Origin of the sequence: Rhizobium lusitanum (assembly GCF_014189535.1) — a bacterium.
GTDB lineage: Bacteria > Pseudomonadota > Alphaproteobacteria > Rhizobiales > Rhizobiaceae > Rhizobium > Rhizobium lusitanum_C.
On record NZ_CP050308.1, the window covers coordinates 17,863 to 44,526 of the forward strand.

30 protein-coding genes are annotated in these 26,664 nt (G+C 60.0%); 15 read left to right on the plus strand and 15 right to left on the minus strand.

Going from position 1 to position 26,664, the window contains the following annotated elements:
• Positions 1–202: 202 nt before the first annotated feature.
• The 4 genes from dprA to HB780_RS13775 are packed head-to-tail and all read right to left on the minus strand — an operon-like array spanning position 203 to position 4,246.
• A complete protein-coding gene (dprA, locus tag HB780_RS13760) occupies positions 203–1,354 on the minus strand; it encodes a DNA-processing protein DprA (protein ID WP_183692660.1) in 1,152 nt (383 codons plus the stop codon).
• Entirely contained in the window at positions 1,354–1,971 is a 618-nt protein-coding gene (gene plsY, locus HB780_RS13765; RefSeq protein ID WP_435693905.1) for a glycerol-3-phosphate 1-O-acyltransferase PlsY, read from the minus strand. Before plsY ends, dprA begins: the two co-directional genes overlap by 1 nt.
• Before the next feature lie 32 nt (positions 1,972–2,003).
• Positions 2,004–3,293, minus strand: a complete 1,290-nt coding sequence (locus HB780_RS13770) for a dihydroorotase (RefSeq protein ID WP_183692664.1) — start codon at positions 3,291–3,293, stop codon at positions 2,004–2,006.
• Positions 3,290–4,246, minus strand: a complete 957-nt coding sequence (locus HB780_RS13775; protein ID WP_183692666.1) for an aspartate carbamoyltransferase catalytic subunit — start codon at positions 4,244–4,246, stop codon at positions 3,290–3,292. Before HB780_RS13775 ends, HB780_RS13770 begins: the two co-directional genes overlap by 4 nt.
• Before the next feature lie 182 nt (positions 4,247–4,428).
• On the opposite strand from HB780_RS13775, the gene HB780_RS13780 reads away from it, so the two are divergent.
• The gene (locus tag HB780_RS13780) at positions 4,429–6,087 is read left to right on the plus strand and encodes an acyl-CoA dehydrogenase family protein (RefSeq protein ID WP_183692668.1); all 1,659 of its coding nucleotides are present in this window, start codon (positions 4,429–4,431) and stop codon (positions 6,085–6,087) included.
• Between the two features lie 15 nt (positions 6,088–6,102).
• On the opposite strand, the gene vapC is transcribed toward HB780_RS13780, so the two are convergent.
• Entirely contained in the window at positions 6,103–6,501 is a 399-nt protein-coding gene (gene vapC, locus HB780_RS13785; RefSeq protein WP_183692670.1) for a type II toxin-antitoxin system VapC family toxin, read from the minus strand.
• Positions 6,498–6,698 (minus strand): type II toxin-antitoxin system VapB family antitoxin, encoded by a 201-nt coding sequence (locus tag HB780_RS13790; RefSeq protein WP_183692672.1) that lies wholly within the window; start codon positions 6,696–6,698, stop codon positions 6,498–6,500. The genes vapC and HB780_RS13790 overlap by 4 nt, the downstream gene beginning before the upstream one ends.
• An 83-nt stretch (positions 6,699–6,781) precedes the next feature.
• Between HB780_RS13790 and HB780_RS13795 the strand changes: the two genes are divergently transcribed.
• The 3 genes from HB780_RS13795 to HB780_RS13805 all read left to right on the plus strand — a co-directional run bounded on the left by HB780_RS13795 (position 6,782) and on the right by HB780_RS13805 (position 8,794).
• The gene (locus HB780_RS13795) at positions 6,782–7,399 is read left to right on the plus strand and encodes a GNAT family N-acetyltransferase (RefSeq protein ID WP_183692674.1); all 618 of its coding nucleotides are present in this window, start codon (positions 6,782–6,784) and stop codon (positions 7,397–7,399) included.
• A gap of 103 nt (positions 7,400–7,502) precedes the next feature.
• Positions 7,503–8,162 carry a TetR/AcrR family transcriptional regulator gene (locus HB780_RS13800; RefSeq protein ID WP_183697129.1) on the plus strand — a complete coding sequence of 220 codons (660 nt, stop codon included), beginning with the start codon at positions 7,503–7,505 and terminating at the stop codon, positions 8,160–8,162.
• Positions 8,163–8,461: 299 nt separating this feature from the next.
• Positions 8,462–8,794 carry a DUF6105 family protein gene (locus tag HB780_RS13805; protein WP_183692676.1) on the plus strand — a complete coding sequence of 111 codons (333 nt, stop codon included), beginning with the start codon at positions 8,462–8,464 and terminating at the stop codon, positions 8,792–8,794.
• Here HB780_RS13805 and ruvX read toward each other — a convergent pair.
• Positions 8,731–9,225 (minus strand): Holliday junction resolvase RuvX, encoded by a 495-nt coding sequence (ruvX, locus tag HB780_RS13810; protein ID WP_183692678.1) that lies wholly within the window; start codon positions 9,223–9,225, stop codon positions 8,731–8,733. The two genes, HB780_RS13805 and ruvX, sit on opposite strands and share 64 nt — an antisense overlap.
• Before the next feature lie 116 nt (positions 9,226–9,341).
• On the opposite strand from ruvX, the gene HB780_RS13815 reads away from it, so the two are divergent.
• From HB780_RS13815 to HB780_RS13830, 4 genes are all read left to right on the plus strand, one after another.
• Complete coding sequence (locus tag HB780_RS13815; protein ID WP_183692681.1) at positions 9,342–10,046, plus strand: metal-dependent hydrolase; 705 nt, start codon at positions 9,342–9,344, stop codon at positions 10,044–10,046.
• Positions 10,047–10,135: 89 nt separating this feature from the next.
• The gene (gatC, locus tag HB780_RS13820) at positions 10,136–10,423 is read left to right on the plus strand and encodes an Asp-tRNA(Asn)/Glu-tRNA(Gln) amidotransferase subunit GatC (protein WP_183692683.1); all 288 of its coding nucleotides are present in this window, start codon (positions 10,136–10,138) and stop codon (positions 10,421–10,423) included.
• Between the two features lie 60 nt (positions 10,424–10,483).
• On the plus strand, positions 10,484–11,965 hold the full coding sequence (gatA, locus tag HB780_RS13825) for an Asp-tRNA(Asn)/Glu-tRNA(Gln) amidotransferase subunit GatA (RefSeq protein WP_183692684.1): 1,482 nt from the start codon (positions 10,484–10,486) through the stop codon (positions 11,963–11,965).
• Positions 11,966–12,227: 262 nt separating this feature from the next.
• On the plus strand, positions 12,228–14,237 hold the full coding sequence (locus HB780_RS13830) for a DUF4139 domain-containing protein (RefSeq protein WP_183692686.1): 2,010 nt from the start codon (positions 12,228–12,230) through the stop codon (positions 14,235–14,237).
• A 72-nt stretch (positions 14,238–14,309) separates the two neighbouring features.
• On the opposite strand, the gene HB780_RS13835 is transcribed toward HB780_RS13830, so the two are convergent.
• On the minus strand, positions 14,310–14,567 hold the full coding sequence (locus HB780_RS13835) for a YjhX family toxin (protein WP_047465092.1): 258 nt from the start codon (positions 14,565–14,567) through the stop codon (positions 14,310–14,312).
• 301 nt (positions 14,568–14,868) lie between these two features.
• On the opposite strand from HB780_RS13835, the gene HB780_RS13840 reads away from it, so the two are divergent.
• The 6 genes from HB780_RS13840 to HB780_RS13865 all read left to right on the plus strand — a co-directional run bounded on the left by HB780_RS13840 (position 14,869) and on the right by HB780_RS13865 (position 19,014).
• Positions 14,869–15,378, plus strand: coding sequence for a GNAT family N-acetyltransferase (locus tag HB780_RS13840; protein ID WP_183692688.1), 510 nt, complete (start codon positions 14,869–14,871; stop codon positions 15,376–15,378).
• Positions 15,379–15,465: 87 nt separating this feature from the next.
• Positions 15,466–16,971, plus strand: a complete 1,506-nt coding sequence (gene gatB / locus HB780_RS13845) for an Asp-tRNA(Asn)/Glu-tRNA(Gln) amidotransferase subunit GatB (RefSeq protein ID WP_183692690.1) — start codon at positions 15,466–15,468, stop codon at positions 16,969–16,971.
• A gap of 4 nt (positions 16,972–16,975) precedes the next feature.
• Positions 16,976–17,479, plus strand: a complete 504-nt coding sequence (locus HB780_RS13850) for a GNAT family N-acetyltransferase (RefSeq protein WP_183692692.1) — start codon at positions 16,976–16,978, stop codon at positions 17,477–17,479.
• A 19-nt stretch (positions 17,480–17,498) separates the two neighbouring features.
• A complete protein-coding gene (locus HB780_RS13855) occupies positions 17,499–17,966 on the plus strand; it encodes a GNAT family N-acetyltransferase (RefSeq protein WP_183692694.1) in 468 nt (155 codons plus the stop codon).
• A gap of 104 nt (positions 17,967–18,070) precedes the next feature.
• Positions 18,071–18,469 (plus strand): NADH:ubiquinone oxidoreductase subunit NDUFA12, encoded by a 399-nt coding sequence (locus HB780_RS13860; protein ID WP_183692696.1) that lies wholly within the window; start codon positions 18,071–18,073, stop codon positions 18,467–18,469.
• Positions 18,470–18,573: 104 nt separating this feature from the next.
• A complete protein-coding gene (locus HB780_RS13865) occupies positions 18,574–19,014 on the plus strand; it encodes a DUF2155 domain-containing protein (RefSeq protein ID WP_183692698.1) in 441 nt (146 codons plus the stop codon).
• A 69-nt stretch (positions 19,015–19,083) separates the two neighbouring features.
• Here the strand turns inward: HB780_RS13865 and HB780_RS13870 are convergent, their stop codons facing one another.
• The 7 genes from HB780_RS13870 to HB780_RS13900 all read right to left on the minus strand — a co-directional run bounded on the left by HB780_RS13870 (position 19,084) and on the right by HB780_RS13900 (position 25,015).
• Entirely contained in the window at positions 19,084–19,722 is a 639-nt protein-coding gene (locus HB780_RS13870; protein ID WP_183692700.1) for a DUF1062 domain-containing protein, read from the minus strand.
• A gap of 369 nt (positions 19,723–20,091) precedes the next feature.
• Positions 20,092–21,048 carry a DUF2167 domain-containing protein gene (locus HB780_RS13875; protein ID WP_183692702.1) on the minus strand — a complete coding sequence of 319 codons (957 nt, stop codon included), beginning with the start codon at positions 21,046–21,048 and terminating at the stop codon, positions 20,092–20,094.
• Positions 21,049–21,118: 70 nt separating this feature from the next.
• A complete protein-coding gene (gene aat, locus HB780_RS13880; RefSeq protein WP_183692704.1) occupies positions 21,119–21,742 on the minus strand; it encodes a leucyl/phenylalanyl-tRNA--protein transferase in 624 nt (207 codons plus the stop codon).
• Between the two features lie 6 nt (positions 21,743–21,748).
• Positions 21,749–23,101, minus strand: a complete 1,353-nt coding sequence (gene accC / locus HB780_RS13885) for an acetyl-CoA carboxylase biotin carboxylase subunit (RefSeq protein WP_183692706.1) — start codon at positions 23,099–23,101, stop codon at positions 21,749–21,751.
• Between the two features lie 4 nt (positions 23,102–23,105).
• Entirely contained in the window at positions 23,106–23,573 is a 468-nt protein-coding gene (accB, locus tag HB780_RS13890) for an acetyl-CoA carboxylase biotin carboxyl carrier protein (RefSeq protein WP_183692708.1), read from the minus strand.
• A 24-nt stretch (positions 23,574–23,597) separates the two neighbouring features.
• The gene (gene aroQ / locus HB780_RS13895; protein WP_183692710.1) at positions 23,598–24,035 is read right to left on the minus strand and encodes a type II 3-dehydroquinate dehydratase; all 438 of its coding nucleotides are present in this window, start codon (positions 24,033–24,035) and stop codon (positions 23,598–23,600) included.
• Positions 24,036–24,247: 212 nt separating this feature from the next.
• The gene (locus HB780_RS13900) at positions 24,248–25,015 is read right to left on the minus strand and encodes a DsbA family protein (protein ID WP_183692712.1); all 768 of its coding nucleotides are present in this window, start codon (positions 25,013–25,015) and stop codon (positions 24,248–24,250) included.
• Between the two features lie 212 nt (positions 25,016–25,227).
• On the opposite strand from HB780_RS13900, the gene HB780_RS13905 reads away from it, so the two are divergent.
• Positions 25,228–26,385 (plus strand): pyridoxal phosphate-dependent aminotransferase, encoded by a 1,158-nt coding sequence (locus HB780_RS13905; protein ID WP_183697132.1) that lies wholly within the window; start codon positions 25,228–25,230, stop codon positions 26,383–26,385.
• Positions 26,386–26,664 lie beyond the last annotated feature (279 nt).

Sequence of the window (26,664 nt, forward strand, 5' to 3'; positions counted from 1 at the left end):
GCGGGAGAAACCGGGTATTTTGGCTCCCCGGCCTTCCGACATGGACAGGGAATTCGTCGCGGTCAAGAGGCGATGTCGATTTTTGCCATTGGCTCGATGTCGCGATCCCTGCCAGATGGCATCCGGGTTACATCCCGAAGAAATGCTTGCCGACGCTTCCGGCGAGCATGCAGCCATCATATCGGGATGGTCTGTCATGCTTTCAATCCAGCATTGAGATCGACACCAGTCCGCCGGGATGCCGGTGCAGCCGGCCGGCCATGTCCAGTTCGAGAAGCACGGAATGGACCGAGGATACTGACAGGCCGGTGTGCCGGATGATGTCGTCGATCTCCACCGGCGTCGGTCCGAGCGCGTCGACGATCTGATCGCGGTCGGTATCGTCCGGCGGTGGCGACAACGGCTTGTCGTTCTTTTCGACCGGCGTTTCCGCAAGTTGCGAGCGAAACAGGTCGGGTTCGGCCAATGGCCGCAGCGCTTCGACGATATCCTCCGGACGGGTGACGATCATCGCGCCGTCCTTCAGCAAGCCGTTGGTACCCTCGCAACGCGGATCGAGCGGCGAGCCGGGGACAGCAAAGACCAGCCGGCCGAATTCGCCGGCAAGGCGTGCGGTGATCAGTGAGCCGGAGCGCGTCGCAGCCTCGACCACGACGAGGCCGAGAGAAATGCCAGCGATCAGGCGATTGCGGCGCGGGAAGTCGCGTGCGCGGGGCTCCCAGCCGAACGGCATCTCGCTGACGGCAAGGCCTTTGCCGTTCCATATCTCATTCAGCAGGCCGACATTTTCCGGCGGGTAGGGTTGGTCAAGCCCGCCAGCCATGGCGGCGATCGTGCCTGTCTCAAGGCTGGCGCGGTGCGCTGCCGTATCGATGCCGCGGGCAAGACCCGAGACGACGGCGTAGCCGGCCTGGCCACAGGTGCGGGCAATCATTGCCGCGAATTTCGCGCCGCTGATCGAGGCGTTGCGCGAGCCGACGATGCCGATGGCCGGACGAACCGCCGCCGACAGGTCGCCTTTGACCGTCAGAAGCGGCGGCGCGCCGTCGATCTCTTTCAGTGCCTGCGGATAGCCCGGTTCGCCGATGCCGACAAAGCGGGCGCCGAAGCGGTGCACCGCCTCCAGTTCACGCAGCGCATCCTGCTCGCTGGCGATGCGGATCACCCGCGTCGAGCCGCCGCGTTGCGACAGGTCCGGCAATGCGGCGAGCGCGGCTTCAGCGGAGCCATAATGCTGGATGAGATCGCGAAAGGTCGAGGGGCCGACATTGTCGGAGCGGATGAGCCTGAGCCAGGCGATCCTTTGTTTTTCCGTCAGCGCAATTCCGGTTCGTCCTGCGCTGCCTGCGACCATTACCCCTTCGCTCCGATCTTGGTTTCCGTGCCGGCGGTCAGCCGGGCAATGTTGGCCCGGTGCTTGTACCAGGAGATAACAGTCATCAGCGCCATGGCGGCGGCGATCTTGTCGGCACCCAGTATCCACAATGCAACCGGAATGACAAGGGTTGCAACCAGTGCGGCAAGAGAGGAGTATCGCGTGGTAAAGGCTATCACCAGCCAGACGATGGCGAAGATCAATGCCATGAACGGAGCGAGGCCGAGGAGAACGCCTAAATAGGTCGCAACGCCCTTGCCGCCCTTGAACCCGATCCAGATCGGGAAGATATGACCGAGGAAGGCGGCAAAGCCGGCAAGCACGCCCGCATCCTCTCCGAAGAAGTGCGAGGCGATCAGCACGGCGACCGTGCCCTTGAAGGCGTCAAGCAACAGCGTCGCCGCCGCCAGCCCCTTGTTGCCGGTGCGCAATACATTGGTTGCGCCGATATTACCGGAGCCGATGTTGCGCACGTCGCCGAGGCCAGCCATGCGCGTCAGAACCAGACCGAAAGGAATGGAGCCGAGCAGGTAGCCGATAATGGCTGCTGCGAGTGCAGTCTGCGAGGAGAGCTGCCATGTCCAGAATTCCGCCATCACTTCTTATTCTCCATAAGCCCTAGCTTTGCCTACAGACTGTGAACCAGCTTGCCCGCGACATAGGTCGCAACGGCCCGGCCGCTCATTCTTGCGTCTTCGAACGGTGTATTCTTCGAGCGCGACAGAAGCATGTCTTTGGCGACAAGCCAAGGCTCGTCGAGATCGATCAAGGCGATATCTGCCTTTGCACCGGGCTTCAGCGTACCGGCGTCAAGGCCGAAGATCTGCGCGGGCCGCGTCGACAGGGCGTCGATCAACCGCATCAGGCTGACGTGGCCGCTATGATGCAGGCGAAGTGCTGCGGCAAGCAGCGTCTCCAGCCCGATCGCGCCGTCTTCCGCTTCTCCGAAAGGCAAGCGCTTCGTGTCCACATCCTGCGGATCATGCGACGAGACGATGATGTCGATGGTGCCATCTGCCAGCGCCTCGATCATCGCCGAGCGGTCGTCTTCCGAGCGCAGTGGCGGATAGAGCTTGAAGAAGGTGCGGTATTCGCCGATGTCGTTTTCGTTCAGCGCCAGATTGTTGATCGAGATGCCGCAGGTGACTTTCGCGCCGCGCGAGCGGGCGAGGCGGATGGCCTCCGCCGATTCCGGCACCGAGATCATCGCCGCGTGATAGTGGCTGCGCGTCAGGGCGGCGATCCTGAGATCGCGCTCGAGCGGAATGAGTTCGGCTTCTTTCGGAATGCCGGAAAGGCCGAGCCAGCTCGCAAACAGCCCCTCATGCATGACACCGTTGGCGCCGAGGTATTTGTCGCGGGTCTCGCAGGAAATGACGGCGCCGAACTCACGCGCGTAAGTCATGATCCGACGCAGAACCTGCGTGTCGTGGACGCCGGAATGCGCATCGGTAAAGACGACCGCGCCGGCTTCGCGCAGGAGGCCGATTTCCGTCATCTCTTCGCCGGCGAGGCCCTTGGTGAGTGCCGCTGCCGGATAGACATTGACGACAGCCGTGTCGCGCGCCGTCTTCTTGACGAATTCGACCAGCGCGATGTCGTCGATGATCGGATCGGTGTCAGGCATCATAATGAATGAGGTAACGCCGCCGGCTGCCGCCGCGCGGCTTGCCGAGGCGATGGTCTCGCGGTGCTCGCCGCCGGGCTCGCCGACATGCACGCGGGCATCGACCAGGCCGGGAACGGCGACGAGGCCCGTACAATCCCGTACTTGGGCACCCTTCGGCGCGGCCTGGGCTTTCGCATCCTTGCCGGCAGCGAGGATGATGCCGTTTTCGACGATGATCGTGCCGACCTCATCGAGATTGCGCGAGGGGTCGATGATGCGGACGTTCTGGAGGACGATCGAGTTGCTCATGCTCCAGCTCCCTCGCTACGCGGCCCCTGGTTTTGCGAGATCAACAGCGTCTCCATGACCGCCATACGCACCGCGACGCCCATTTCCACCTGCTCAGCGATGACGCTCTGCGGGCCGTCGGCAACTTCGGAGGCAATTTCGACACCACGGTTCATCGGACCGGGATGCATGACCAGCGCATCCTCCTTGGCCGCCTTCAGCGTCTCGGCATCGAGACCATAGAAGCGATAATATTCGCGCACCGACGGCACGAAAGCGCCGGACATGCGCTCGCGCTGCAAACGCAGCATCATTACCACGTCTGCGTCCTTCAGCCCTTCCTTCATCGAATGGAAGACTTCAACGCCCATATCCGCGATCCCGGCGGGCAGGAGCGTGGCGGGCGCCACGACCCGGACCCGCGCGCCCATGGCGTTCAGCAGCAGAATGTTGGAACGGGCAACACGCGAATGCAGCACGTCGCCGCAGATCGCCACGATAATGCGCGATAGCTTGCCCTTGGCGCGGCGGATGGTCAGTGCGTCGAGCAGGGCCTGTGTCGGATGCTCGTGCTGGCCGTCGCCGGCGTTGACGACGGAGCAGGAAACTTTCTGGGCGAGCAGAGCGGCGGCACCGGCGCTGGAATGGCGGATGACCAGCACGTCCGGGCGCATGGCGTTCAGCGTCATCGCTGTGTCGATGAGCGTCTCGCCCTTCTTCACCGAGGAGTTGCCGACCGACATGTTCATGACGTCGGCGCCGAGCCGTTTGCCGGCCAGCTCGAAAGAGGCTTGCGTGCGGGTCGATGCCTCGAAAAAGAGATTGATCTGCGTCAGCCCGCGAAGCGTCGATGTCTTCTTTTCGCGCTGACGGCTGATCTTCACCGCGTCGTCGGCCTTGTCGAGAAGATAGGTGATATCTTGCTCGGTGAGGCCCTTGATGCCGATGAGGTGGCGGTGGGGAAAGAAGACCATGAAGCTGCCCTCTGGATTTCGTCAGGGCGTCTATAAAGAGGGAGCGCCTCAGGGGCAAGCACGGGCTTTGGATAAGCGCATTTGTTCCCCATGCAATTTGATTCGAATCTCGTTACAGCGCTAATCTCAAAAGCCGAAACTTCCGGTTTCCTTTTGCAATCCTCATGCTCTAAAAGCGAAATATGACCCAATCGACCCGGAATGACGATACATTTGCCGAACTGAACCAGCCGAGCCTCTGGTCCGGAATCAATGCCTATCGCTCCGATCCGCTTATTGTCGATCTGACCTCCAACCTGCCGCGCTCGACGCGTGAAGACCTGGAGCAGATGGGCCGCTACGTCACCTCGCACGAGGCGCAGGAGCTGGCGCGCATGGCGAACCAGGGTACGCCGCAACTGCGCACGCATGGCCCGCGCGGCGAGCGATTGGACGTGGTCGAATTCCATCCGGCCTGGCACGCGCTGATGCGCCGCTCGATGTCGGCGGGCCTGCATTCCTCGATCTGGGATGCCCAGGCCGATCCGGACGCGAAAGGCCAGTCGCACAAGGTCCGCGCCGCCCGTTTCTACCTGACGGCGCAACTCGAATGCGGCCATCTCTGCCCGCTTACCATGACCAGCGCCTCGGTCGCCGCGATGATGGCGTCGCCGGCCGTCCAGAAGGATTGGGCACCAAAGGTTCTGTCGCGCAAATATGATTCGTCCAACAAGCCGGCCATGCAGAAATCCGCCGTCACCATCGGCATGGGCATGACGGAAAAGCAGGGCGGCACGGATGTGCGCGCCAACAAGACGACGGCCGACAAGGTCAGCGACGGCATCTACCGGCTCTCTGGCCACAAATGGTTCATGTCGGCGCCGATGAGCGATGCCTTCATCATGCTGGCGCAGACCAAGGACGGCATGGGCTGCTTCCTGGTGCCGCGCCTGCTCGAGGACGGCTCCGCCAACGGCCTGCAATTCCAGCGGCTGAAGGACAAGCTCGGTAATCGCTCGAATGCCTCGTCCGAGGTCGAGTTCAGCGATACTTTCGGCTTTCTGCTCGGGGCTCCCGATGGCGGCATCCGCACCATTCTCGACATGGTGACGCTGACTCGCCTCGATTGCGCATTGGCCTCCGCCGGTATCATGCGGGCCTCGCTCGCCGAGGCCGTACACCATACGCGCGGCCGTAGCGTCTTCGGCAAGACGCTGGTCCAGCAGCCGATCATGACGCGCGTGCTTGCCGACATGGCGCTCGATGTCGCGGCAGCGACTGCGCTTGCCTTCCGCCTGGCGGAATCCTTCGACAAGGCAAGCAGCAGCAGCGAAGACGCCGCCTATGCCCGCGTCATGACGCCGGTTGCCAAATACTGGTGCTGCAAGATCGCGCCCGCGCTGATCTACGAGGCAATGGAGTGCATCGGCGGCAGCGGCTATATCGAGGAACGCCCGATCGCCCGGCATTACCGCGAAGCACCGGTCAATGCGATCTGGGAAGGCTCCGGCAATGTCATGGCGCTCGACCTGCTGCGCGTGCTGAACCGGGGCAGGGACCTGTTCGAAACCGTCTTTGCCGGTCTTGCCCGCGATCTCGGTCCGGCCGGCAAGAAGACCATCGACGTGCTCCGCGCCGCGATGGCGCTTTGCGAGCAGGACGAGGGCGCCGCCCGTCTGCTGATCGAGCAGATGGCGCTCGCTGCCGGTGCAGCCGAGCTTTATCGACTGGGTGCAGGCAAGATCGCCGACGCCTTCATCGAAACCCGCCTGGCCGGTGGCTGGCGCTCCACCTACGGTATGCTGGATGCGCGGTTCGATGCGAGCTACATCGTCGATCTGCTGTATCCGCCGGCGACTTAGGGCGCCGGGTTGGATTTATAGGGCGATTTGAAGACCGAGATGTTCGCACATCGGATCGAAATCCCGGTCATCGTGGAGAAGGGTATGGCCTTCCTCGATGCAGAACGTACCGATGATGACGTCTATGGTTTTGCGCACCGTAATTCCCTGTGCACGTAGCAGGCGATAATTGCGTGCAGCCTTGACGGCAAGCCCATCGTTCAACATCGGTCGAATGGTAAATTGGCGAAGGTTTCGTTCGATCAATGTCGCCTGTCGCTCGCCTCGGGCACCTTGAAGAACCTCAAGAAGAATCAGGTCTCCGACCAGAATATCGGGAGGCCCCGCGGTGAGTATGTTTCGCAAACGAAGCACGGCTTCCGTCTCCGTTGCGCGTAAAAGCGAAATCCAAACAGAACTATCGACAACGATCACGTTTGCCGATCTCTGCGCATTTCGTCGAGATCGCCTTCCCAACCAAGCCCAGCAAGGTGGTCGAGGGCTTTTTTCTGGCGATGCCAGCGAACGACGCTCCGCAGAGCTTCTTCCACGGTCGCCTTTTTCGTCGACTGTCCTGTTGCAGTCATCGCTTCCGCGATCAATGCGTCGTCAATGTCTATGTTCGTTCGCATTTGCAATCTCGTGTGTATGTCGATAAGAAATGATACACATCAGCCCACGAAATGTAAACGCGAAAGCAGTTATTGAGGCTCCCATGATTAACCTCCGCCCCGTCCAATCCGATGACATCGACCAGCTCTATGTCATCTCCCTGGTCACAGGCGATGCCGGTAGAGACGCGACCGGGCTCCATCGCGATGGGCGGATGATCGGGCATATTTATTCGGTGCCCTATGCGGTCTTCAGTCCGGAGACTGTTTTCGTTGCCGAAGACGGGGAAGGTGTTTGCGGCTATATCGCCGGTGTCTTCGACACGGTTGCTTTCGAGGAGAAGCTGGAGCGGGAATGGTGGCCTGAGCTGCGCAGCCGCTATCCGGAACCCTCCGGCGATACTTCGACATGGAACGCGGATCAGCAGCGTAGCTTTGCGATTCATTATCCGAAGAGAGTACCCGCTGTTCTCACCGATCCGTTTCCGGCCCATGTCCATATGAACCTTTTGCCGCGCACGCAGGGGCTTGGTATTGGCAGCGCTCTTCTCGATAAATGGCTGTCGAACGCCCGCGACAAGGGTGTCAAAGGCGTCCATCTTGGCGCGAGCATGGGCAATCACAGCGGGATTCGATTCTGGGCGTCGCGCGGGTTTACCCAGCTGGAACTGCCGCCCGAACTTGCCTCGCCGAGCACCGTCTGGTTCGGCCAATATCTCTAATCTGTGGATTGCATGGATTAAGATGCCTCCATGGCTGTCGTGTCATTGTTCGCATGTGCCGGGCTTGTTATTCACCGGTCGGTGACTGACTGGAGCCGACATGATGCCGAGCGCAAACGCCGTTCTGAGAAAACCGATCGAAACAACCGCCGAGCCGGAAAAGCGGATCCGTAATCGCGCCGTCACCGAGCAGGCGATCCTCGATGCCGCCAAAAGACTGCTGGCGGAGGAGGGGTTCCAGAATTTCGGGATCAACGCGGTTGCCCGTGGCGCCGGCTGCGACAAGCAGCTGATCTATCGCTATTACGGCGGCCTCGACGGCCTGGTGGAGGCGATCGGCACGGATCTCGGAAGTTGGGTGAAGGATCGTATCCCCGACGATACCGGCGGCATGTTCCTGCTGACCTATGGCGATCTGATGGAGCGGCTGGCGCTGCTTTTCCTCGATGCGCTGCGTGCCGATCCGCTGATGCGCCGCATTGTCGCCTGGGAAGTGTCTGAGAATACCGAGCAGGTACGCCGGCTTTCGGAAGCGCGTTCGAAGGCGCTTGGCAGCTGGATCGAGCGCATGCGCGGCTCGCTGGTCTCACCGAAGGGGATCGACGCCGTCGCCGTCAATGCGCTGATCTTCTCGGCCATACAGCATCTTGTTCTCTCCGCTGCCGTCGGTGACCAATGCGCCGGCCTCGCGCTGAAAACAACGAAGGATTGGGAGAAGGCGGCCACGGCGCTGAGGCGTATCGTGCGCGGTGTTTACGGCTGATGTTCTGATCGTTCGGGAGATATCCACAGCCGCGCCCGGCCGTTAACCTTAACAATTGGTTTACATTGCGCCGCAACGGTTAACTCGCCACTGTGCGCAGACTGATTGTTAACCAATAAGCGTGCAGCCATGGGGTCCAGACCCGCAAAAATCGCGTTTCTTATCGCGGCGATGATGTTCTTCGCCATTCTCGCACTAGATATAACGGTGCCGGCACTAGTGTTGAGCGCCATGGCGCTGATGAACTGGCTGGTCCTTTCGTCTGGAACGACGCAATATCAGCGCCGAAGGGGAGCCGCATGAAGTGGGTGCTGATCTTCTGGGCCGCGCCTGTCTCGTTCCTCGGGGCGTGGTATTATCTATCCTACTACGACATGAGCTTCGGCGTCTTCATGTTCACGCGCCAGATGCATGACCTCGTCTTTCATATCTACGGCAACATTCTCGGCATTCCGCCGGAGACCATTCCGCCGCTGGTGGCCCGCGCCATTGCCTTCGACACTCTGCTGGTTTTCACGATCCTCGCCTTTCGCAAGCGCGCCGATATCCTGGCATGGTGGAACCGCCGTCAGGAATCGAGATCTGGAAAGGCCGTCCTGCCGAGAGCGGAGAGCCTGTCCAAGGCGCCCTGAAGAATGAAGCTTGCGGCGGCCGAGTCGATGCGCTCGGCCCGCTTGGCACGCGAAACGTCCATTTCCAGTAGCGCCCGTTCGGCGGCGACCGTTGACAGCCGCTCATCCCAGTACACGAAGGGCAGGGCGGTCTTCTCTGCCATGCTGCGCACGAAGGCCCGAGTCGCCTGCACGCGCGGCCCCGCTGATCCATCCATGTTCATCGGAAAGCCGATGACGAAGGCGGCGACCTTTTCTTTTTCGGCGAAGGCAAGCAACGTCTGGGCGTCCTGGGTGAATTTCACCCGCTTGATCACCGGGCGCGGCGTGGCGAATCGTCGGCCGAGATCGGACATGGCAAGGCCGATCGTCTTGGTGCCGAGATCGAGCCCGGCAATCGCCTGTCTAGGCAGGAGCATCACGGCAAGGTCTTCGATGGTCAGTGTCGTCATAGGTTCTTGTCTCCCCGTCAAAACAAAGTGAATTCCGCGCCGCTTTTCTTTGTGACGGTTTCGGATATGTCCTAACACCAGTCTTGCATTTCAAATCAAGCATTAAGGAGAAATCCATGAAGATCACTTGGCTCGGCCACTCCGCTTTCCGTCTCGAAACGGCCAAGGCTAAAATCCTTATCGACCCGTTCTTGACCTATAACGCATCCTTCGCGGGTCTCGATCTCAAGGATGTCACCGCCGGCGTCACCCATATCCTGCTCACCCACGGCCACGGCGACCATGTCGGCGATACCGTTCAGATTGCCAAGGACACCGGCGCCGTCGTCCTCGCCAATGCCGATCTCGCTGCCTGGCTCGGTACCAAGGGCGTCGAGAAACTGGAAATGGGCAATACCGGCGGCACCATCTCCCTGGGCGGTTTCTCCGCCACCTTCACCAACGCGCTGCATTCCTCCGCCCAGATCACCGAGGACGGCGTGTCGCACGCGCTTGGCAATGCGAATGGCCTTATGCTGCATTTCGACGACGAACCGTCGCTGCTCCACATGGGCGATACGGACATCTTCTCGGACATGGGCCTGATCAACGAGTTGCATCAGCCTGATATCGGCATCGTGCCGATCGGTGACCGCTTCACCATGGGTGGTGCTGTCGCGGCACTCGCCTGCCAGCGCTTCTTCAACTTCAAGACCGCTATTCCATGCCACTACGGCACCTTCCCGATCATCGACCAGACCCCGGAAAAGTTCATCGCCGGCCTGGAAGGTTCGAAGACGGCGGTTGCGGCGCCGAAGCCGGGCGAGAGCATTTCCGCGTAACAAAAGTACGTTGCGTATGGCGGACATGGTCTTTATAGCGTGGGTATAAATTGCACCTTCAGCGGTGTATCTGCTACCCGGAGAGTACCATGTCCGTCGATCTTGCCACCGTAAAACGCGTCGCCCATCTTGCCCGCATCGCCGTCAGCGATGACGAGGCTCAGCGGATGGTGGGCGAGCTTAATGGCATGCTGGGCTTCGTCGAGCAGCTCTCCGAAGTGAATGTCGACGGTATCGAGGCCATGACTTCCGTCACGCCGATGGCGATGAAGAAGCGGACGGACGAAGTCACTGACGGCAGCAAGGCCGACGACATCGTCGCCAATGCGCCGATCACCGATCAGAATTTCTTCCTGGTGCCCAAAGTCGTCGAATAAGGGTTTACTCCAAGCCTGTTCCGACCCGTTGCCCCTTTTAAAGATCTGAAGCGAAACAAGATGAGCGAACTGACCAGCCTGAGCATTGCCGAAGCCCGCGACAAGCTGCGCGCCAAGGATATCACCGCCACCGAACTCACCGAGGCCTATCTCTCGACGATCGATGCGGTCAATGATCAGCTCAACGCCTATATCAAGGTGACGCCGGAAAAGGCGCGCGACATGGCCAAGGCCTCCGACGCGCGTCTCGCCGCCGGCAAGGCCGGTGCGCTGGAAGGCATTCCGCTGGGAATCAAGGATCTCTTCGGCACCGAAGGCATCCACACCCAGGCCTGCAGCCACATTCTCGACGGTTTCGAGCCGCGCTACGAATCGACCGTGACCCAGAACCTCTGGAACGACGGCGCCGTCATGCTCGGCAAGCTCAACATGGATGAGTTTGCCATGGGCTCCTCCAATGAGAGCTCCTATTACGGCCCGGTGATCAACCCCTGGCGCGCGACGGGTTCGAACCAGCAGCTCGTTCCGGGCGGCTCTTCCGGCGGTTCGGCCGCTGCCGTTGCCGCGCATCTCTGCGCCGGCGCGACCGCTACCGACACCGGCGGCTCTATCCGCCAGCCCGCCGCCTTCACCGGCACGGTCGGTATCAAGCCTACCTATGGCCGCTGCTCGCGCTGGGGTATCGTCGCCTTCGCTTCGTCGCTCGACCAGGCCGGCCCGATCGCCCGCGATGTCCGCGATGCCGCTATCCTCCTGAAGTCGATGGCAAGCGTCGACGCCAAGGACACAACCTCGGTCGATCTGCCGGTGCCGGATTATGAAGCCTCGCTCGGCCAGTCGCTGAAGGGCATGAAGATCGGCATTCCGAACGAATACCGTGTCGACGGCATGCCGGACGAGATTGAAACGCTCTGGCAGCAGGGCATCGCCTGGCTGAAGGATGCCGGCGCCGAAATCGTCAACATCTCGCTGCCGCACACGAAATATGCTCTGCCGGCCTACTACATTGTTGCTCCTGCTGAGGCATCGTCGAACCTCGCCCGTTATGACGGCGTACGTTACGGCCTGCGCGTCGATGGCGAGAATATCGCCGACATGTATGAGAAGACCCGCGCTGCCGGCTTCGGCAACGAGGTCAAGCGCCGCATCATGATCGGCACCTACGTGCTCTCCGCCGGCTATTACGACGCCTATTACCTGCGCGCCCAGAAGGTTCGCACGCTGATCAAGCGCGACTTCGAACTTGCCTTCCACGCCGGCGTCGATGCCATCCTGACGCCCGCCACACCATCCTCGGCCTTCGGCATCGCCGACGAGGACCTCGCGTCCGATCCGGTCAAGATGTACCTCAACGACATCTTCACGGTGACGGTCAACATGGCCGGTCTCCCCGGCATCGCCGTCCCTGCTGGCCTCGACTCGAAGGGCCTGCCGCTCGGCCTGCAGCTCATCGGCAAACCGTTCGACGAAGAAACGCTGTTCAAGACTGCCCACGTCATCGAACAGGCCGCCGGCAAGTTCACGCCGACGAAGTGGTGGTAAGCAACCTCATCTTGAGATCTATGACCGTCGCCGACCGTAAAGCGGTCGGCGCGGTTGGATTTGCCGGCTGAGCGGGCGGCGCGCGCTGGATGCGAATTTCAAGAACGCCAGCGTTATAGACGCAGTCCGCAACGAATTCTTTGCCTATCCGCACCTGCCAATATTCCGCCCAGCCGCGATCACATTTTAGACCGAAATACGATCATAAATTGCAGCGGGCCGCTTGGTCTTGTCGTCTGCAACCGATTCGGAAGGTCTCTTCATGCTCAAGCAAGTCACGGCGATCCTGCTCCTCAGCGTAGCATTTCCAGCGATTTCGCTGGCGGCTGACAATGGGGCCATTCGCGCCATTACCTTGTCCTCGGGCGGCCTTGCCGAGGTTTCTCGATCCGCCGCGGTCGATAGCGATGGCGTGGCCCGGCTCGAGGTGCCTCTCGATCAGGTCGACGACATGCTGAAGAGCCTTGTGGTCAATGGGACCGAGGGCTCGGTGGCTGGCTTTTCGCTGGCAGGGCCGCAGCCGTTGCAGGAGACTTTCAAGGGTCTGCCGTTCACGCCGGAAGCGCTCTCATCCGTGCCATCGCTTCTGATATCGATACAGGGCGCGAGGGTATCGGTAACCAGCGGCGGGAAAACCGTTGAGGGAAACATTCTTGGGATCGAGACCAGGAAGGCTGGCGAGAATGCGCCAGTTCACTTGCTGACCGTTCTTGACAAGGATGGCGCGGTGGAGACGCTGGCGCTTGGCGAGGATGCGTCCGTCCGGATTGAAGATGCCGATATGAGAGCGAAGGTCGCCAAAGCGGCGGCAGCCATTGCCCGAGGCAAGAACGACAGCACCCGCATCATCGATATCAAGGTGAACGGTGCGAAGAGCAGCGGCGATATCGGTCTAACCTATGTCGTGCCGTCTCCGATCTGGAAAACGGCTTACAAAGTTGTGACCGGGGAAAATGGCAAAGCGCGCTTGCAGGCATGGACCGTGCTGGAAAACGCCAGTGGCGAAGATTGGAAGGGCGTAAAACTGACGTTGACGTCTGCCGAGCCGGTGACGCTGAAGCAGGGCCTGCACCAGCTCTACTGGAGAGAGCGGCAGGAGGTGCCAGTCGACACGGCTTCGAACAATGTCCCTGATCCCGATAGTGGAGACCTGTCCAACAGGCAGCGTCTCGCATCGGATGTCGAGGAACGAGCAGCCCCCGCGCCTGCTAAGGCAATGATGGGCGGCGTCAGCAGAAAGGCAAGCGCGTCTGCATACATGGCTGACGAGCTCGAAAAGCCGGCAGCGCCAATGCAAATGGCCGCAGCCAATCCGACCACTGCGACCGAAAGCGATATCTCGGCCACTTTTGAGCTTCCGGGGACTTACGATCTGGCAAATGGCAACACCTTGTCGGTGCCGATCGTGGATGCCGAACTGGATGCCGATATGGTGGACATGTATCGGGGAGGCAGCGCCTTTCCCAATCCGATCGCCGCCGTGATGCTCAAGAACACCGCAGGCGTCAGCATGCCGGCGGGAATTCTCACACTATACGACAGCAAGATCGGCTACGTCGGCGACTCCCAGCTATCCGCGTTGCCCAAGGGGGATACGCGCCTCGCCAGTTTCGCGACCGACCGAAAGGTATCGATCAGCGAGCAGCAGGCGCCAACTGAGGAGATTGCCTCTCTGAAGGTTTCGGATGGCGTGATGCAAGCAGTCGTTAAATATCGTCAGACGACAACCTACACTGTTTCAGGGGCGCTTGACGGCGAAAGGACTGTCATCGTCGAGCACCCGATCAGGGACGGTTGGTCATTTTCGTCGGGCGAAAGCTTCGGCAAGACGGCAACGCACCAGCGGCTCAAGGCAGTTGTGCCAGCGGCTACGGAAAAGACACTGACGGCGGTCGACGAGCAGCTCCAGAGTACCAGCTATGCTCTGGTCGATGCAGAGCCGGACATGCTGCTTGGATGGTCGGCTTCGACCCATGACAAGGTACTCACGGACAAGCTCGCAAATCTCGCAGACGCGCGCAAAAGGCAGGTCGCGATCCAGAACGAACTGGCGAGCCTCGATAGTGAAATCGAAAAAACCATCAATGAGCAGGAGCGGATAAGACACAATATCGGCGCCGTGCCTGACAATAGTGATCTGAAGAAGCGCTATTTGAAGGCTCTGGCGGATAGCGAGGATCAAATCGCTGCAATGAACGAAAGGCGCGATTCGGTGCAGGAGGAAAGCGATCGTCGAGGCGACCATGTGACGGACATCATCAGGACATTCTGATCGCTCTCGGCGCACCGCCCGTGAGCCGCCTCAGCGGGTGAGAGCCGCCCCGATCGGGCGACTCTCGTGTCTCTATCGATTATTCAATTGCGCCCTGACCAGCTTCAGCCCCTTCTCCGTGATCCGATAGGGATAGCCGTCGGTAGACCTGATGGCCTTCAGGCGTCTGAGCTTGCGAAAGAGTTCAATCCCGAAATCGGGATAGAGCCAGCCGTCGCGCGTAAAGCAGCTCGCGTCCTCGATCTTCTTGGTTTCAGAACGAATGATTTCAATGCGCCCGCCCTGGGCGAGCAGATGCAGGATGCGCTGTTCGGCGCGGGAAATGTCCATGGTTCTCAAGATCCGGAAAGCGCCATAAGGCGCAACAAAACGATCCGGCGCTCCCTTCAGGGAAGCCGGGGCTTCGTTTTCGGGCCCAGCGCGCAAGAAGACTTGCGGGCGGGGCCTTTACCGGGGCTCAGACGAGTTGGACATAAAAACTCCATTGACGCAGCACTTTTAAAACAGGTTGCAGACGGCGGTCAAGTTTCACCCTTGTTAAACATAGCCGGCTATCCGGAGGTTGCTCTCATCTGGCCGCTGGAAAAAGGCGTTTGCAGGTGCTTTACTGCCGAAAATGCCTGGGGGCTCGATGATCCATATTCGCAATGCTCGTGAGGGCGAAACGGAGATATTGACCAATATCGGCCTGCGGTCGTGGCGGAAGGCCATGGGGTCGGTCGGTGGCTCAGAGGCGATGCTGGAAAGTGCCAGCGATGCCTTCTCGAATTTCACCCGCGATGTCTGGTTGACGATTACCGTCGTCGAACTGAATGGGGAGATCGCCGGCTGGGCGGCGCGCGAGGCGCTGGACGAGACCATCTCCGATTTCTGGATCGACCCCGATTATCTGCGCCAAGGGCTCGGCTCGGCGTTGCTCGCGCGCATCGAGCAGGATGTTCTGGGGCAGGGGCTGGAGAAGGTCTCCTTGCAGACCCATGCCGACAACGGCGAGGCGATCGGTTTCTTCAAAGCCCATGGCTATGCCATCCATTGGCTCTCCGTCGTCTATTCTCCCAAGCTCGATCGCGACGTGCCGACGCTCGGTCTCGCCAAGACGCTGGTCGACAGCAGCGACGGGACATATGGTTCGGGCTTATAGCGCCCGCGCGGTGCCGAAAGTCTTGCGCCGCCCCGCCAATTGCTCTACCTCACGAAGTTCAGAAGAACAGCATTTCAAGAGCTTCCCATGACCCTTGTCGACGTCCGCACACCAGATCCGAAGCGCTTCATTCCCGGTGCCACCGGCGATTGGGAGATTGTTATCGGGATGGAAGTCCATGCCCAGGTGTTGAGCAAATCCAAGCTCTTCTCCGGTGCTTCGACCGAGTTCGGCAAGCCACAGAATTCCAACGTCTCGCTGGTTGATGCCGCCATGCCTGGCATGTTGCCAGTTATCAACGAGGAATGCGTCAAGCAGGCCGTGCGTACTGGTCTTGGTCTTAAGGCGCAGATCAACAACCGTTCGATCTTCGACCGCAAGAACTATTTCTATCCCGACCTGCCGCAGGGCTATCAGATCTCGCAGTTCAAGGATCCGATCGTCGGCGAGGGCAAGATCGTCATCTCGCTCGGTCCGGATCGTCAGGGCCAGTTCGAGGATATCGAGATCGGCATCGAGCGCCTGCATTTGGAGCAGGACGCCGGCAAGTCGATACACGACCAGCACGCCACCATGTCCTATGTCGACCTGAACCGGTCCGGCGTGGCGCTGATGGAAATCGTCTCCAAGCCGGACATGCGCTCGTCGGATGAGGCCAAGGCCTATATGACCAAACTGCGTTCGATCGTGCGTTATCTCGGCACCTGCGACGGTAACATGGACGAAGGCTCGATGCGCGCTGACGTCAACGTTTCCGTGCGTCGCCCCGGCGGCGAGTTCGGCACGCGTTGCGAAATCAAAAACGTTAACTCCATCCGCTTCATCGGCCAGGCAATCGAATACGAAGCCCGCCGCCAGATCGGTATTCTGGAAGACGGCGGCTCCATCGATCAGGAAACCCGCCTGTTTGACCCGAACAAGGGCGAGACCCGCTCCATGCGCTCCAAGGAAGATGCGCATGACTATCGCTATTTCCCCGACCCGGACCTGCTGCCGCTCGAATTCGATGACGCCTTCGTCACGGAGCTTGCTGCGCATCTGCCGGAGCTGCCGGATGACAAGAAGGAGCGCTTCGTGCGTGAGCTTGGCCTGTCGATCTACGATGCCTCGGTGCTCGTCTCAGAAAAGGCGATTGCCGATTATTTCGAGACGGTTGCGGCGGGTCGTGACGGCAAAATGGCGGCGAACTGGGTGATCAACGACTTGCTGGGCGCCTTGAACAGAACCGGCAAAGACATTGAAGAGACTCCGGTTTCGCCCGCCCAGCTCGGCGCGATTATCGACCTCATCAAGGCCGAAACCATCTCCGGCAAGATCGCCAAGGACGTGTTCGAGATCGTGCTCACCGAAGGCGGCGACCCCGCCGAGATCGTCGAAGCCCGAGGGATGAAGCAGGTCACCGACACCGGCGCCATCGAGAAGGCCGTCGATGAGATCATCGCCGCCAATCCGGATCAGGTCGCCAAGGTCAAGGCCAAGCCGACACTTGCCGGCTGGTTCGTCGGCCAGGTGATGAAGTCGACCGGCGGCAAGGCCAATCCGCAGGCCGTGCAGGCCCTCGTCAAGGCCAAGCTCGGCATCGAAGAGGAATAATTCGGTGTTCTTTGTCCGCACCGCCGGCGAGCAGGACCTGGAAAAGGTCCGCGCTCTGCTGCGCGAAACCTGGCATGCGACCTACGATCGGCTTTATGGCGCGGACAAGGTCAGCGAGCTGCATGGTTCCTGGCATTCTCTCCAGTCCCTAAGGACACGGCTCGCCCGAAAGAACGCGGAGTTTCTCGTCGCGGACGACGGCAAAAACATCGGCGGCATGGGCTATGCCGCCATGTCGACGGAACTCGCGAAAACCGTCATGCTCTACATGCTCTATGTCAGCCCACGCTGCCAGCGCCAGGGCATCGGCCGCGACATCTTCGCCGAGCTGGAAACCTGCTTTCCTGACGCCGAAGTCATGCGGCTCGAAGTTGATCCCCAAAACGATCCGGCGACTGCCTTTTACAAAGCGCATGGTTTTGTCGAGGTTGGTCGCACGGAAAACTGCGGCGATGCGCAGTCGGGCATTCCGGCGCTGATATTCGAGAAGCCCCTCGAAAACCATTGAAAGCCTAGGCAGGTTGATCATGAATAGTGCCGATTTGATCATTCGCGAGGCCTGCGAATCCGACCTACCAGCTTTGATCGCTCTTTTCGCCGCCGATGCTGTCGGCGGCCACGGCGATACCATCGATCCATCCGCCTATGACGACTATCTTCGGGCGTTCCGCACGATTGAAGCCTCATTCGATCAGACGCTCTTCGCCGCCGAGCTGACCGGCGAAGTTGTCGGCACGTTCCAGACGATGATCACGACATCTCTGAACGGGCGCGGCTCCTCCGCGATGATCATCGAGGCGGTGCAGACGCGCAACGACCTGCGCGGGCAGGGGATTGGCGCCGCAATGATCGAATTCTGCATCACCGAGGCAAAAAGTCGCGGTGTGCGGCTGGTGCAGCTGACATCGAACGCAGTGCGCAAGGATGCCCATCGTTTCTATGAGAGATTGGGTTTCAAGCCGACCCATCTGGGCTTCAAGATGGCTTTGAAATGACCGCTTTTCCCGCTGGAATCACTGGACAAGCAAGCCTAGTGGCGGCATAAGCGAGGGATCGAATTCTGGTATCGCTCGCCTTTTTGCGGGCACAAGGAAAAGACATGTGGAATTTACTCCTGCAAACCTTCACTTGGTGGAATGGTCAGACGATGGGCACCCGCTTCGCGACATGGCGGTTCGGCAAGCGCGTCGGCGAGGATGAATTGGGCAATGTCTATTACGAGGGCGGCATGTCCTCCTATGGTCTTCAGAAGCGCTGGGTGATCTACAAGGGTTATGCCGAGGCTTCCGCCATTCCTCCGGGCTGGCACGGCTGGATGCATCACCGCACCGACGTTCCGCCGACCAAGGATAATTACGTCGCCAAGGAATGGGAAACAGGTCATCGCGCCAATCCCACCGGTTCGCCGCAGGCCTATCGTCCGCCGGGTTCGCTCGCCGTTGCCGGCGAACGTCCGCGCGTGACCGGCGACTATGACGCCTGGACGCCGGGCAACTGAGCATAGAAGGCGGGCTCGTCCTTTGGCCACAATTGGCCTATAGGCGCAGAACATGCCGGCTCGTGCTCGGCGCTTTGACCGAGACCAAGCGGAGATTGGCGGATATGACGTTTTTCACGCGGAGCGCTACTTTGCGTGCGATATCGGCAGCAGTTCTTGCCTTTGCCGCAGGAGCCTTGTTGCCACCGGCCGCCGAAGCCGCCCGTATTTCCAATCCCGTTGCCGTCTTCTCCGGTCTCGACAAGATCACCGGACGCATCACCACCTTCGATGTCTATGTCAACGAGACGGTGCAGTTCGGTGCCCTGCAGGTGACGCCGAAGGCTTGCTATTCGCGAGATGATAACGAGCAGCAGAAGGTCGATGGCTTTGTTGAAGTGGACGAGATCACCCTCGACCGCCGCATTCGCCGCATCTTCACCGGCTGGATGTTCGCCGACAGCCCCGGCCTTAACGCCGTCGAGCATCCGATCTATGACGTCTGGTTGAAAGAGTGCAAGCAGAAGTCGGATATCCCGCCGCCGGACTCGGCTGGCACCAAGTAAAGCACCTCTCCAAACTTTGACAACGACGTGATGTTCGCCCGCAGAAATGATCTTCTGCGGGCGATTTCGTTACTCATCGTATCTCCGCGAAGCGGCGCTCATCTCAGCCGGATATCGACCGGTTTCGTTCGTGAGATCAATGACGACGCTCGTGCCATTCTTGATTCGTCGCCGCATGGCGTCAGCGCGATCCGGATGGGTTTGCAGTTTCCCGCTTCTATGCAGCGCCTGAAGCCGGGATCGTGAGATGTCGAGTTCTGCGGCGAGCAGGCGGTCCAGCCGCGTACTGACAGGAAACGCGACCGCCAACTCGATGTTGAGTACGGTCCAGCCGTCCGTTTCGCCCAGAACCTCCTTCTGAACATTGGCATCGGCAAATTCGTCGATGCGCTGAGCCTTGCGCCTCAGTGCATCGAGGTCGAATTCCTGCGCCCGTATCCAGTTGAGATCGTTGGTTTGCAGTGCCTCGAGAGTGGCAGGCGCCAGCCCACGAACATTCTGGCGCTCGAACAGCGTTCGGTTCCATGTCTTGTCGCAGGCCGCGCATTTATAGACGAGCCAGGCGTCGAGTTTCTTGCCGTTGGCGTTGAGCCTGATCTTGCCGCTGGATCTGAAAGGCTTGAGGCCTCCGCAGCCGCTGCAGACGATCCATGGCTGAGGGGCAGTTTTGGGATTGATGGTCCATCGGACCCTTAAAATAGTGCACATACCGTCTTGGTCTTCCGTTCGGAAGTTCACCAAGCTGGCGGCAGGACAAACCCTTTACGGGCGCGGTGTGGCGATGTCTAGGACAGATGAAGAGCTGAGACAGCAATGGCTGCGCATGGCGCATGTCAACAATGCCAAACCGGTCTCAGACCACCACCCGATGAACATGATCATATGCCGGGCGGCGATGAGCTGCCCTGGCATACGGGGTGAAATTGGATGAGACCGGTATTTACGAAGGCAAAGTGAAACCTCGACGCGCCAACACTCTTCGCGTCGAGCGATAGCAGATCACAACCGGAATTTGAAGCCGTGAAGGCGCCGAAAGGCCGGTTGTCCTTCAGTGGATCAAACCGGCCGGAATCGTTCCTACGCGTCGTTATTCTTGTTGCGGCGAAACAGGCCGAGGATCTTGCGGCCGGCAGCAACGATGCCAGCGACGACAAGGATCAATCCCTTCTTCAGCGCCAGAAGCGCCACGCCGAAGCTCTTGAAAAAGCCGAGGACGACGGCAAGGAAACCGAGCTTTGCTGCGATCTTCACGCCGGCACCGGCAGCAATCATGCCCGCCATGCTATAGGCGGCGATCTTGTCGCCGTTGGTGAAATCGGCATAGCGCTTGCCGCTGTCATACTGCACCGTGTTGATGACGCTGGGAATGGCCGCGTTGATCTCTGGCAACTGCTCGAGCCCAGCGATGAAATCAAGCTCCGTCACGCCTTCGCGGCCAAGGACGCGCACGGAATAGTTCAGCGTATGAGGACCGTTCGGATCCTTGCCGAAGATCAGGTCGCGTGCCCAGTGGAGGGCATGGGTCGCCTTGTCATAATGTGGCGCTTCGGCCCAGCCGACCAGCGTGATCGGATCGTAGCCCGCCTTCTCGCGCTCCGGATTGCTCTCCTGGATCGCATCCTGGATCTGCTTCAGCAGCGCTGTGTAATCCGTTGAGGCGGCATCGTCGTCGGAGACATGGCCGCTGCCGTCATAATCGATCACCGCGCCCCAGGAGTGCGGATCGATCGGCGGATACTTCGCCGGGAAGATCATGCCAAACGTGTTGCTGGCGGCGCTATCCGGGTTGCCCCAGAGCTGGACCAGCACCTTCCGCGTATCCTGCGGATTGAGATAGTAGAACTGATCCGAAACGTTCAGCGTGGCGCTGGCCCCGGCAAGCTTGATCGCTCCCTGCTGGAAGTCGAGTGTCTTGAGCACTGCCCCCTCTGCGCCTTCAGGCGCATCGGCACCGAACATGTCATGAAAGGATTTTGCCTCGGCCTGCGTTGCGGCCAGTGCGGCGAGAAATGCGATTGCAAGATATTTCTTCAAGATACTACCTCCGGCTGTCGAGCCAAAAGTAGCGGACTGATGATTTAAATCAATGCTTAGATGGAGATTCTTAACTGTCTAAGAAGCTCAAATTGGGCGATTCCATCGCCTTTTCCAGCATCTTTGCGTATTCGTCCTTCGGCATGTCGATCGCGCCGAATGTCTTCAGGTGCTCGGTGGTGAACTGAGTGTCGAGGAGGGTGAAGCCGCGATCTCTCAGGCGCTCGACCAGATGCACAAGGCAGATCTTCGAGGCGTCCGTGCGGCGTGAGAACATGCTCTCGCCGAAGAAGGCCGAACCGAGCGAGACGCCATAGAGCCCTCCGACCAGCATGTCGCCGTCCCACGCCTCGACGGAATGGGCGTGGCCGATATGGTGGAGGGTTGAATAGAGCGCTCGGATCGTCTTGTTGATCCAGGTGCTGGGCCGGCCGTTGGTCTGCTCGGCACAGGCGGCGATCACGGCGTCGAAATCCGTGTCGAAGCGGATATCGAAGGGCTTTTGCCGAATAGTCTTCGCAAGGCTTTTCGAAATATGGAAGTTGTCGAGCGGCAAGACGCCGCGCAATTCGGGCTCGACCCAGAAGATTTCCGGATCATCCGCCGATTCCGCCATCGGGAAGAGCCCGATGGAATAGGCGCGCAGCAGAATCTCCGGAGTAATGCCGGGATTTCTGCCGCGCGGCCGTGCCATGGGCGCTTAGACCGAGGTCTTTGCCAGGTAGTCTTCCAGCCAATGGATATCGTAATCGCCATTGGCGATATCCTGATTGGAAACCAGATCCTGGAACAGCGGCAAGGTGGTCTTGATGCCATCGACCACGAATTCATCCAGCGCACGGCGCAGGCGCATCATGCATTCGACGCGGGTGCGGCCGTGCACGATCAGCTTGCCGATCAGGCTGTCGTAGTAAGGTGGGATCTTGTAGCCCTGATAGGCACCCGAATCGATGCGCACGCCGAGACCGCCGGGCGCATGAAAATGCGTGATCGTGCCGGGCGAGGGCACGAAGGTGCGCGCGTCCTCAGCGTTGATGCGGCATTCGATGGCATGACCGTGGAAATGCACTTCGTCCTGCGTCACCGACAGACCGCCGCCCGAAGCGACGCGGATCTGTTCGTGCACGAGATCGATGCCGGTGATCGCTTCCGTGACCGGATGCTCCACCTGCAGGCGGGTGTTCATTTCGATGAAATAGAACTCGCCGTTTTCGTAGAGGAATTCGACCGTGCCGGCGCCGCGGTATTTCAGCTTCTTCATGGCGTCGGCGCAGATCTGGCCGATCTTCATGCGCTGCTCAACGTTGAGCGCCGGTGAGTTGGCTTCTTCCCAGACCTTCTGGTGGCGGCGCTGCAGCGAGCAGTCGCGTTCCCCGAGATGGATAGCATTGCCTTCGCCATCACCGAACACCTGGATTTCGATATGCCGCGGCTTGCCGAGGTATTTTTCCATGTAGACGGATTCGTTGCCGAAGGCGGCTGCGGCCTCGGTGCGTGCCGTCGACCAGGCCTCAACAACGTCCGCTTCCGTGCGCGCAACCTTCATGCCACGGCCGCCGCCGCCGGCGGTCGCCTTGATCAGCACGGGATAGCCGATTTCCTTGGCCGTCTTCAGCGCTTCCGCCTCGGTCTTCACTTCGCCGTCCGAACCGGGAACGACGGGAATGCCGAGCTTCAGCGCTGTGGTCTTGGCTGTGATCTTGTCGCCCATGATGCGGATATGGTCCGCAGTTGGGCCGATGAAGGTGATCCCATGCGCATCGAGGATATCGGCGAACTTGGCATTCTCCGACAGGAACCCATAGCCCGGATGCACGGCGTCGGCGCCGGTGATCTCGCAGGCGGCAACGATCTGATGGATGTTGAGATAGCTGTCGCGAGACGGCGGCGGGCCGATGCACACGCTTTCATCCGCCAGACGGACATGCATCGCGTCGGCGTCGGCTGTCGAGTGCACGGCAACGGTCGCGATGCCAAGCTCCTTGCAGGCGCGCAGCACCCGGAGGGCGATCTCTCCGCGATTGGCTATGAGTATCTTCGAAATCATGGGCATGGGCTTACTCGATGACCACCAGGGCTTCGCCGTATTCGACCGGGCTTCCATCCTTGATGAGGATTTCAGTCACGGTGCCGGACTTGGGCGCGGGAATCTGGTTCATCGTCTTCATCGCTTCGATGATCAACAGCGTCTGGCCTTCCTTGACGACCGAACCGACCTGGATGAAGGCGGCTGCACCCGGCGCGGACGCCATGTAGACCGTGCCGACCATCGGCGCGCTGATGACGCTATCAGGGTTGCGCACCTTGCCGACGGGAGCGGCGGCTGCTGCCGGAGCGCCTGGAGCCGCTACGGCATAAGCCGGGGCTGCGATCGGCGCCTGAACATATTGCGTCGTGCCGGCGCGGGAAACGCGGATGCGCAAATCTTCCTGCTCGACTTCGATCTCGGTCAGATCGGTTTCATTGAGAATATTGGCGAGGTCGCGGATCAGCGCCTGGTCGATACCCGTTTTCTTTTCAGCCATGGATTTTGTGCCCTGTAATTCTTGCTATTGCGTGATGGATTTCAGCGCGTGCAGCGCCAGGATGTAACTATAAGGCCCGAAACCGCAGATCATTCCCTTGGCGGCGGGCGCGATCATTGATTTGTGCCGGAATTCTTCGCGTGCGTGGATGTTGGAGATATGGACCTCCACCACCGGAACCGAAATGGCGCGGATCGCATCGTGAAGCGCGATCGACGTGTGGCCATAGGCCCCGGGATTAATCGCGACGCCGGCGGCAGTATCGCAGGCTTCGTGCATCCAATCGACCAGCACGCCTTCATGATTGCTCTGACGGAAATCGATGACGAAGCCCAGGCTTTCGCCCACGGACTTACAATCGGCTTCGATATCCTTGAGGGTCTTGCCGCCATAGATGCCCGGCTCGCGCTTGCCAAGGGCATTCAAATTGGGTCCGTTCAGGACGAAAATTGTTTGCGCCATCAGAGGTTCCGTCAATGTGCAGCGCAACCTATAGACTCCCGAAGGCCTATAGGAAAGCCCCCAGATAAGAGCGCGCGCATGTCTGGTGTGGAAACGCCCCGATTTTGGCTATTTTACGCTCAATTCGGAAGCGGTTCTATTCTTGAAAGGCCCGCGCGCCTTTCCGAGGACTGCCTGCCTGGCGGCCGCGCGGGGTCGTCAGGTGCTTTAATTCAGCAGGTGGTCTTACCGCAACTGCGGACATTGGCGATCTTCTGCTGAATGGCCTCCAGGCCTATGGCGCCCGAGATCGTCTCGTTGCCGATGATATAGGCCGGCGTGCCGGTGACGTTGAGATCGGTGGCGAGCTGGTAGGTGGCCTTGACCGAATCGGTGTTCGGGCTCTTGGCCATCTCGGCACGGATCGCCGCTTCCTTAACGCCGAGCGAGCTTGCGACCTCGATGGCGCTATCTTCAGAGGCGCGACCGTCGCTGCCGAGCAGCGCACGATGGAAGGCGGCGTATTTTTCAGGCGCCAGCTTGCGGAAAGCATCGGAAACCCTTGATGCGGCAATCGAATCCGGTCCCAGAATCGGGAATTCCTTCAGCACGAAACGCACATTCGTGTCCTGCTTCAGCAACGTCTCCATATCGCCGAGCGCATGGCGGCAATAGGTGCAGTTATAGTCGAAGAACTCGACGACGGTGATGTCGCCCTTCGGATTACCGAGCGAGATATCGTTCTTGGAATTGAAAATGGCGTCCTTGTTCTGGGTGACTGTCTGGCTCGACTGGGCAAGGCGCGCTGCGTCCTGCTTCTTCTCAAGCGCGGCCTGCGCATCCAGCAAGACTTCCGGGTGCTCGACGAGATATTCCTTGATGAACTCCCCGAACTCCTTCTTCTGCTGATCATCCAGGGCGGCTGCGGGCTGGACGAAGGCAAGCGATGCGGCAATGGCGACCGCCGAAACCGTCAGCAGGGTTTTGGAAAAAAGGGTCATTGGGTCCTCGTTTGAGTCGATGCTAAGACTTCATCGTCGGGTCGACATAGCACCGCCCGGTTAAAATCCGCAAATAGGTATCGGCAATTTACGGTGCATGCTTATTTCCAGAAACAGGAATTTTCACGGCGAAGCCGCAATCGCGGGATTGTGAACAGGCCGATATTGCGGCAATTGTCACACGCCAATCCGATATGAAGAGAGAATTGACCTTGTTTTCCCTATCCAAACGCAGCGATGTCGAACCCTTCCATGCCATGGACGTGCTGGCGGAGGCGACGCGGAGACGGCAGGCGGGGCATGCAGTCATCTCCATGGCCGTCGGCCAGCCGTCACACCCGACGCCCCAGGCAGCGCTTGAGGCAGCACGCACGGCGCTCGATCATGGCCGTATCGGCTATACCGATGCGCTCGGCACGTTGGCGCTGAAGCAGGCTCTTGCCGGCCATTACCAGGCCCGGCATGGGCTGGAGATCGACCCAGCACGGATCGCCATCACCACCGGCTCGTCGGCCGGCTTCAATCTCGCCTTCCTGACGCTATTTGATCCCGGCGATAGTGTGGCAATCGCTCGGCCGGGCTACCCGGCCTATCGCAACATTCTTGCCGCCCTCGGGCTTGATGTCGTCGAGGTGCCTGTTACGGCGGAAACACAATTCACGCTGACGCCGGAAAGCCTGGAGGCTGCACAAGTTGCCAGCGGCAAGCGGTTGAAAGGTGTGTTGCTCGCAAGCCCAGCCAATCCAACCGGCACGGTGACGGGCAGGGCGGCGCTGAAGGCACTTGCCGACTATTGCGCCGATCGCTCGATCGCTTTCATTTCCGACGAGATCTATCACGGATTGACCTTCGTCGGTGAGGAGACGAGCGCTCTGGAACTGACCGACGAGGCGATCGTCATCAACTCCTTCTCGAAATATTATTGCATGACCGGCTGGCGCATCGGCTGGATGGTGCTGCCGGAGCGGCTGGTGCGCCCGATCGAGCGCGTCGCCCAGAGCCTTTATATTTCCGCGCCGGAGCTTTCTCAGATTGCCGCGGCAGCAGCACTTGGGGCAGGGGCTGAGCTGGATACCTATCGCGAAAGCTATCGTCGGAACCGCGATTTCCTGATGCAACGCCTGCCCGAAATCGGCTTCTCCATCGCCTCTCCGATGGACGGCGCTTTTTACGCCTATCTCGATGTGACGAGATTCACCAACGACAGCATGGCCTTCGCGCGCAAGATGCTGGCAGACATCAACGTCGCCGCCACGCCCGGCCTCGACTTCGATCCGATCGAGGGACATCGTGCGATGCGCATGTCCTATGCGGGTTCGAATGCGGAAATCGAGGAAGCCGTGACGCGCATGGCCGACTGGCTGAAATAGAATCTTATATCAGCGACTTGCGGCGGATTTTGAAGGTATTTTAGGAGGCTCTTGAATCAAACTGTGAAGAGCGGGAGGCCCGCCAATCGGGCCGCCCCGCCCTTCGACAAGCCCAGGGTGAGGCGGAGAGTGTTCTGGCCTGTCCAAAATGAGCTTCACTTCCAAGCTTGAAGATCAGCAGTCACCCGAGCTTGTAGGTTAACTCGTCGCCCTCAGCTTGTAGGGCTAACCCTCACCCTGAGCTTGTCGAAGGGCGAGGGTGGATTTGGGAAAAGAAGA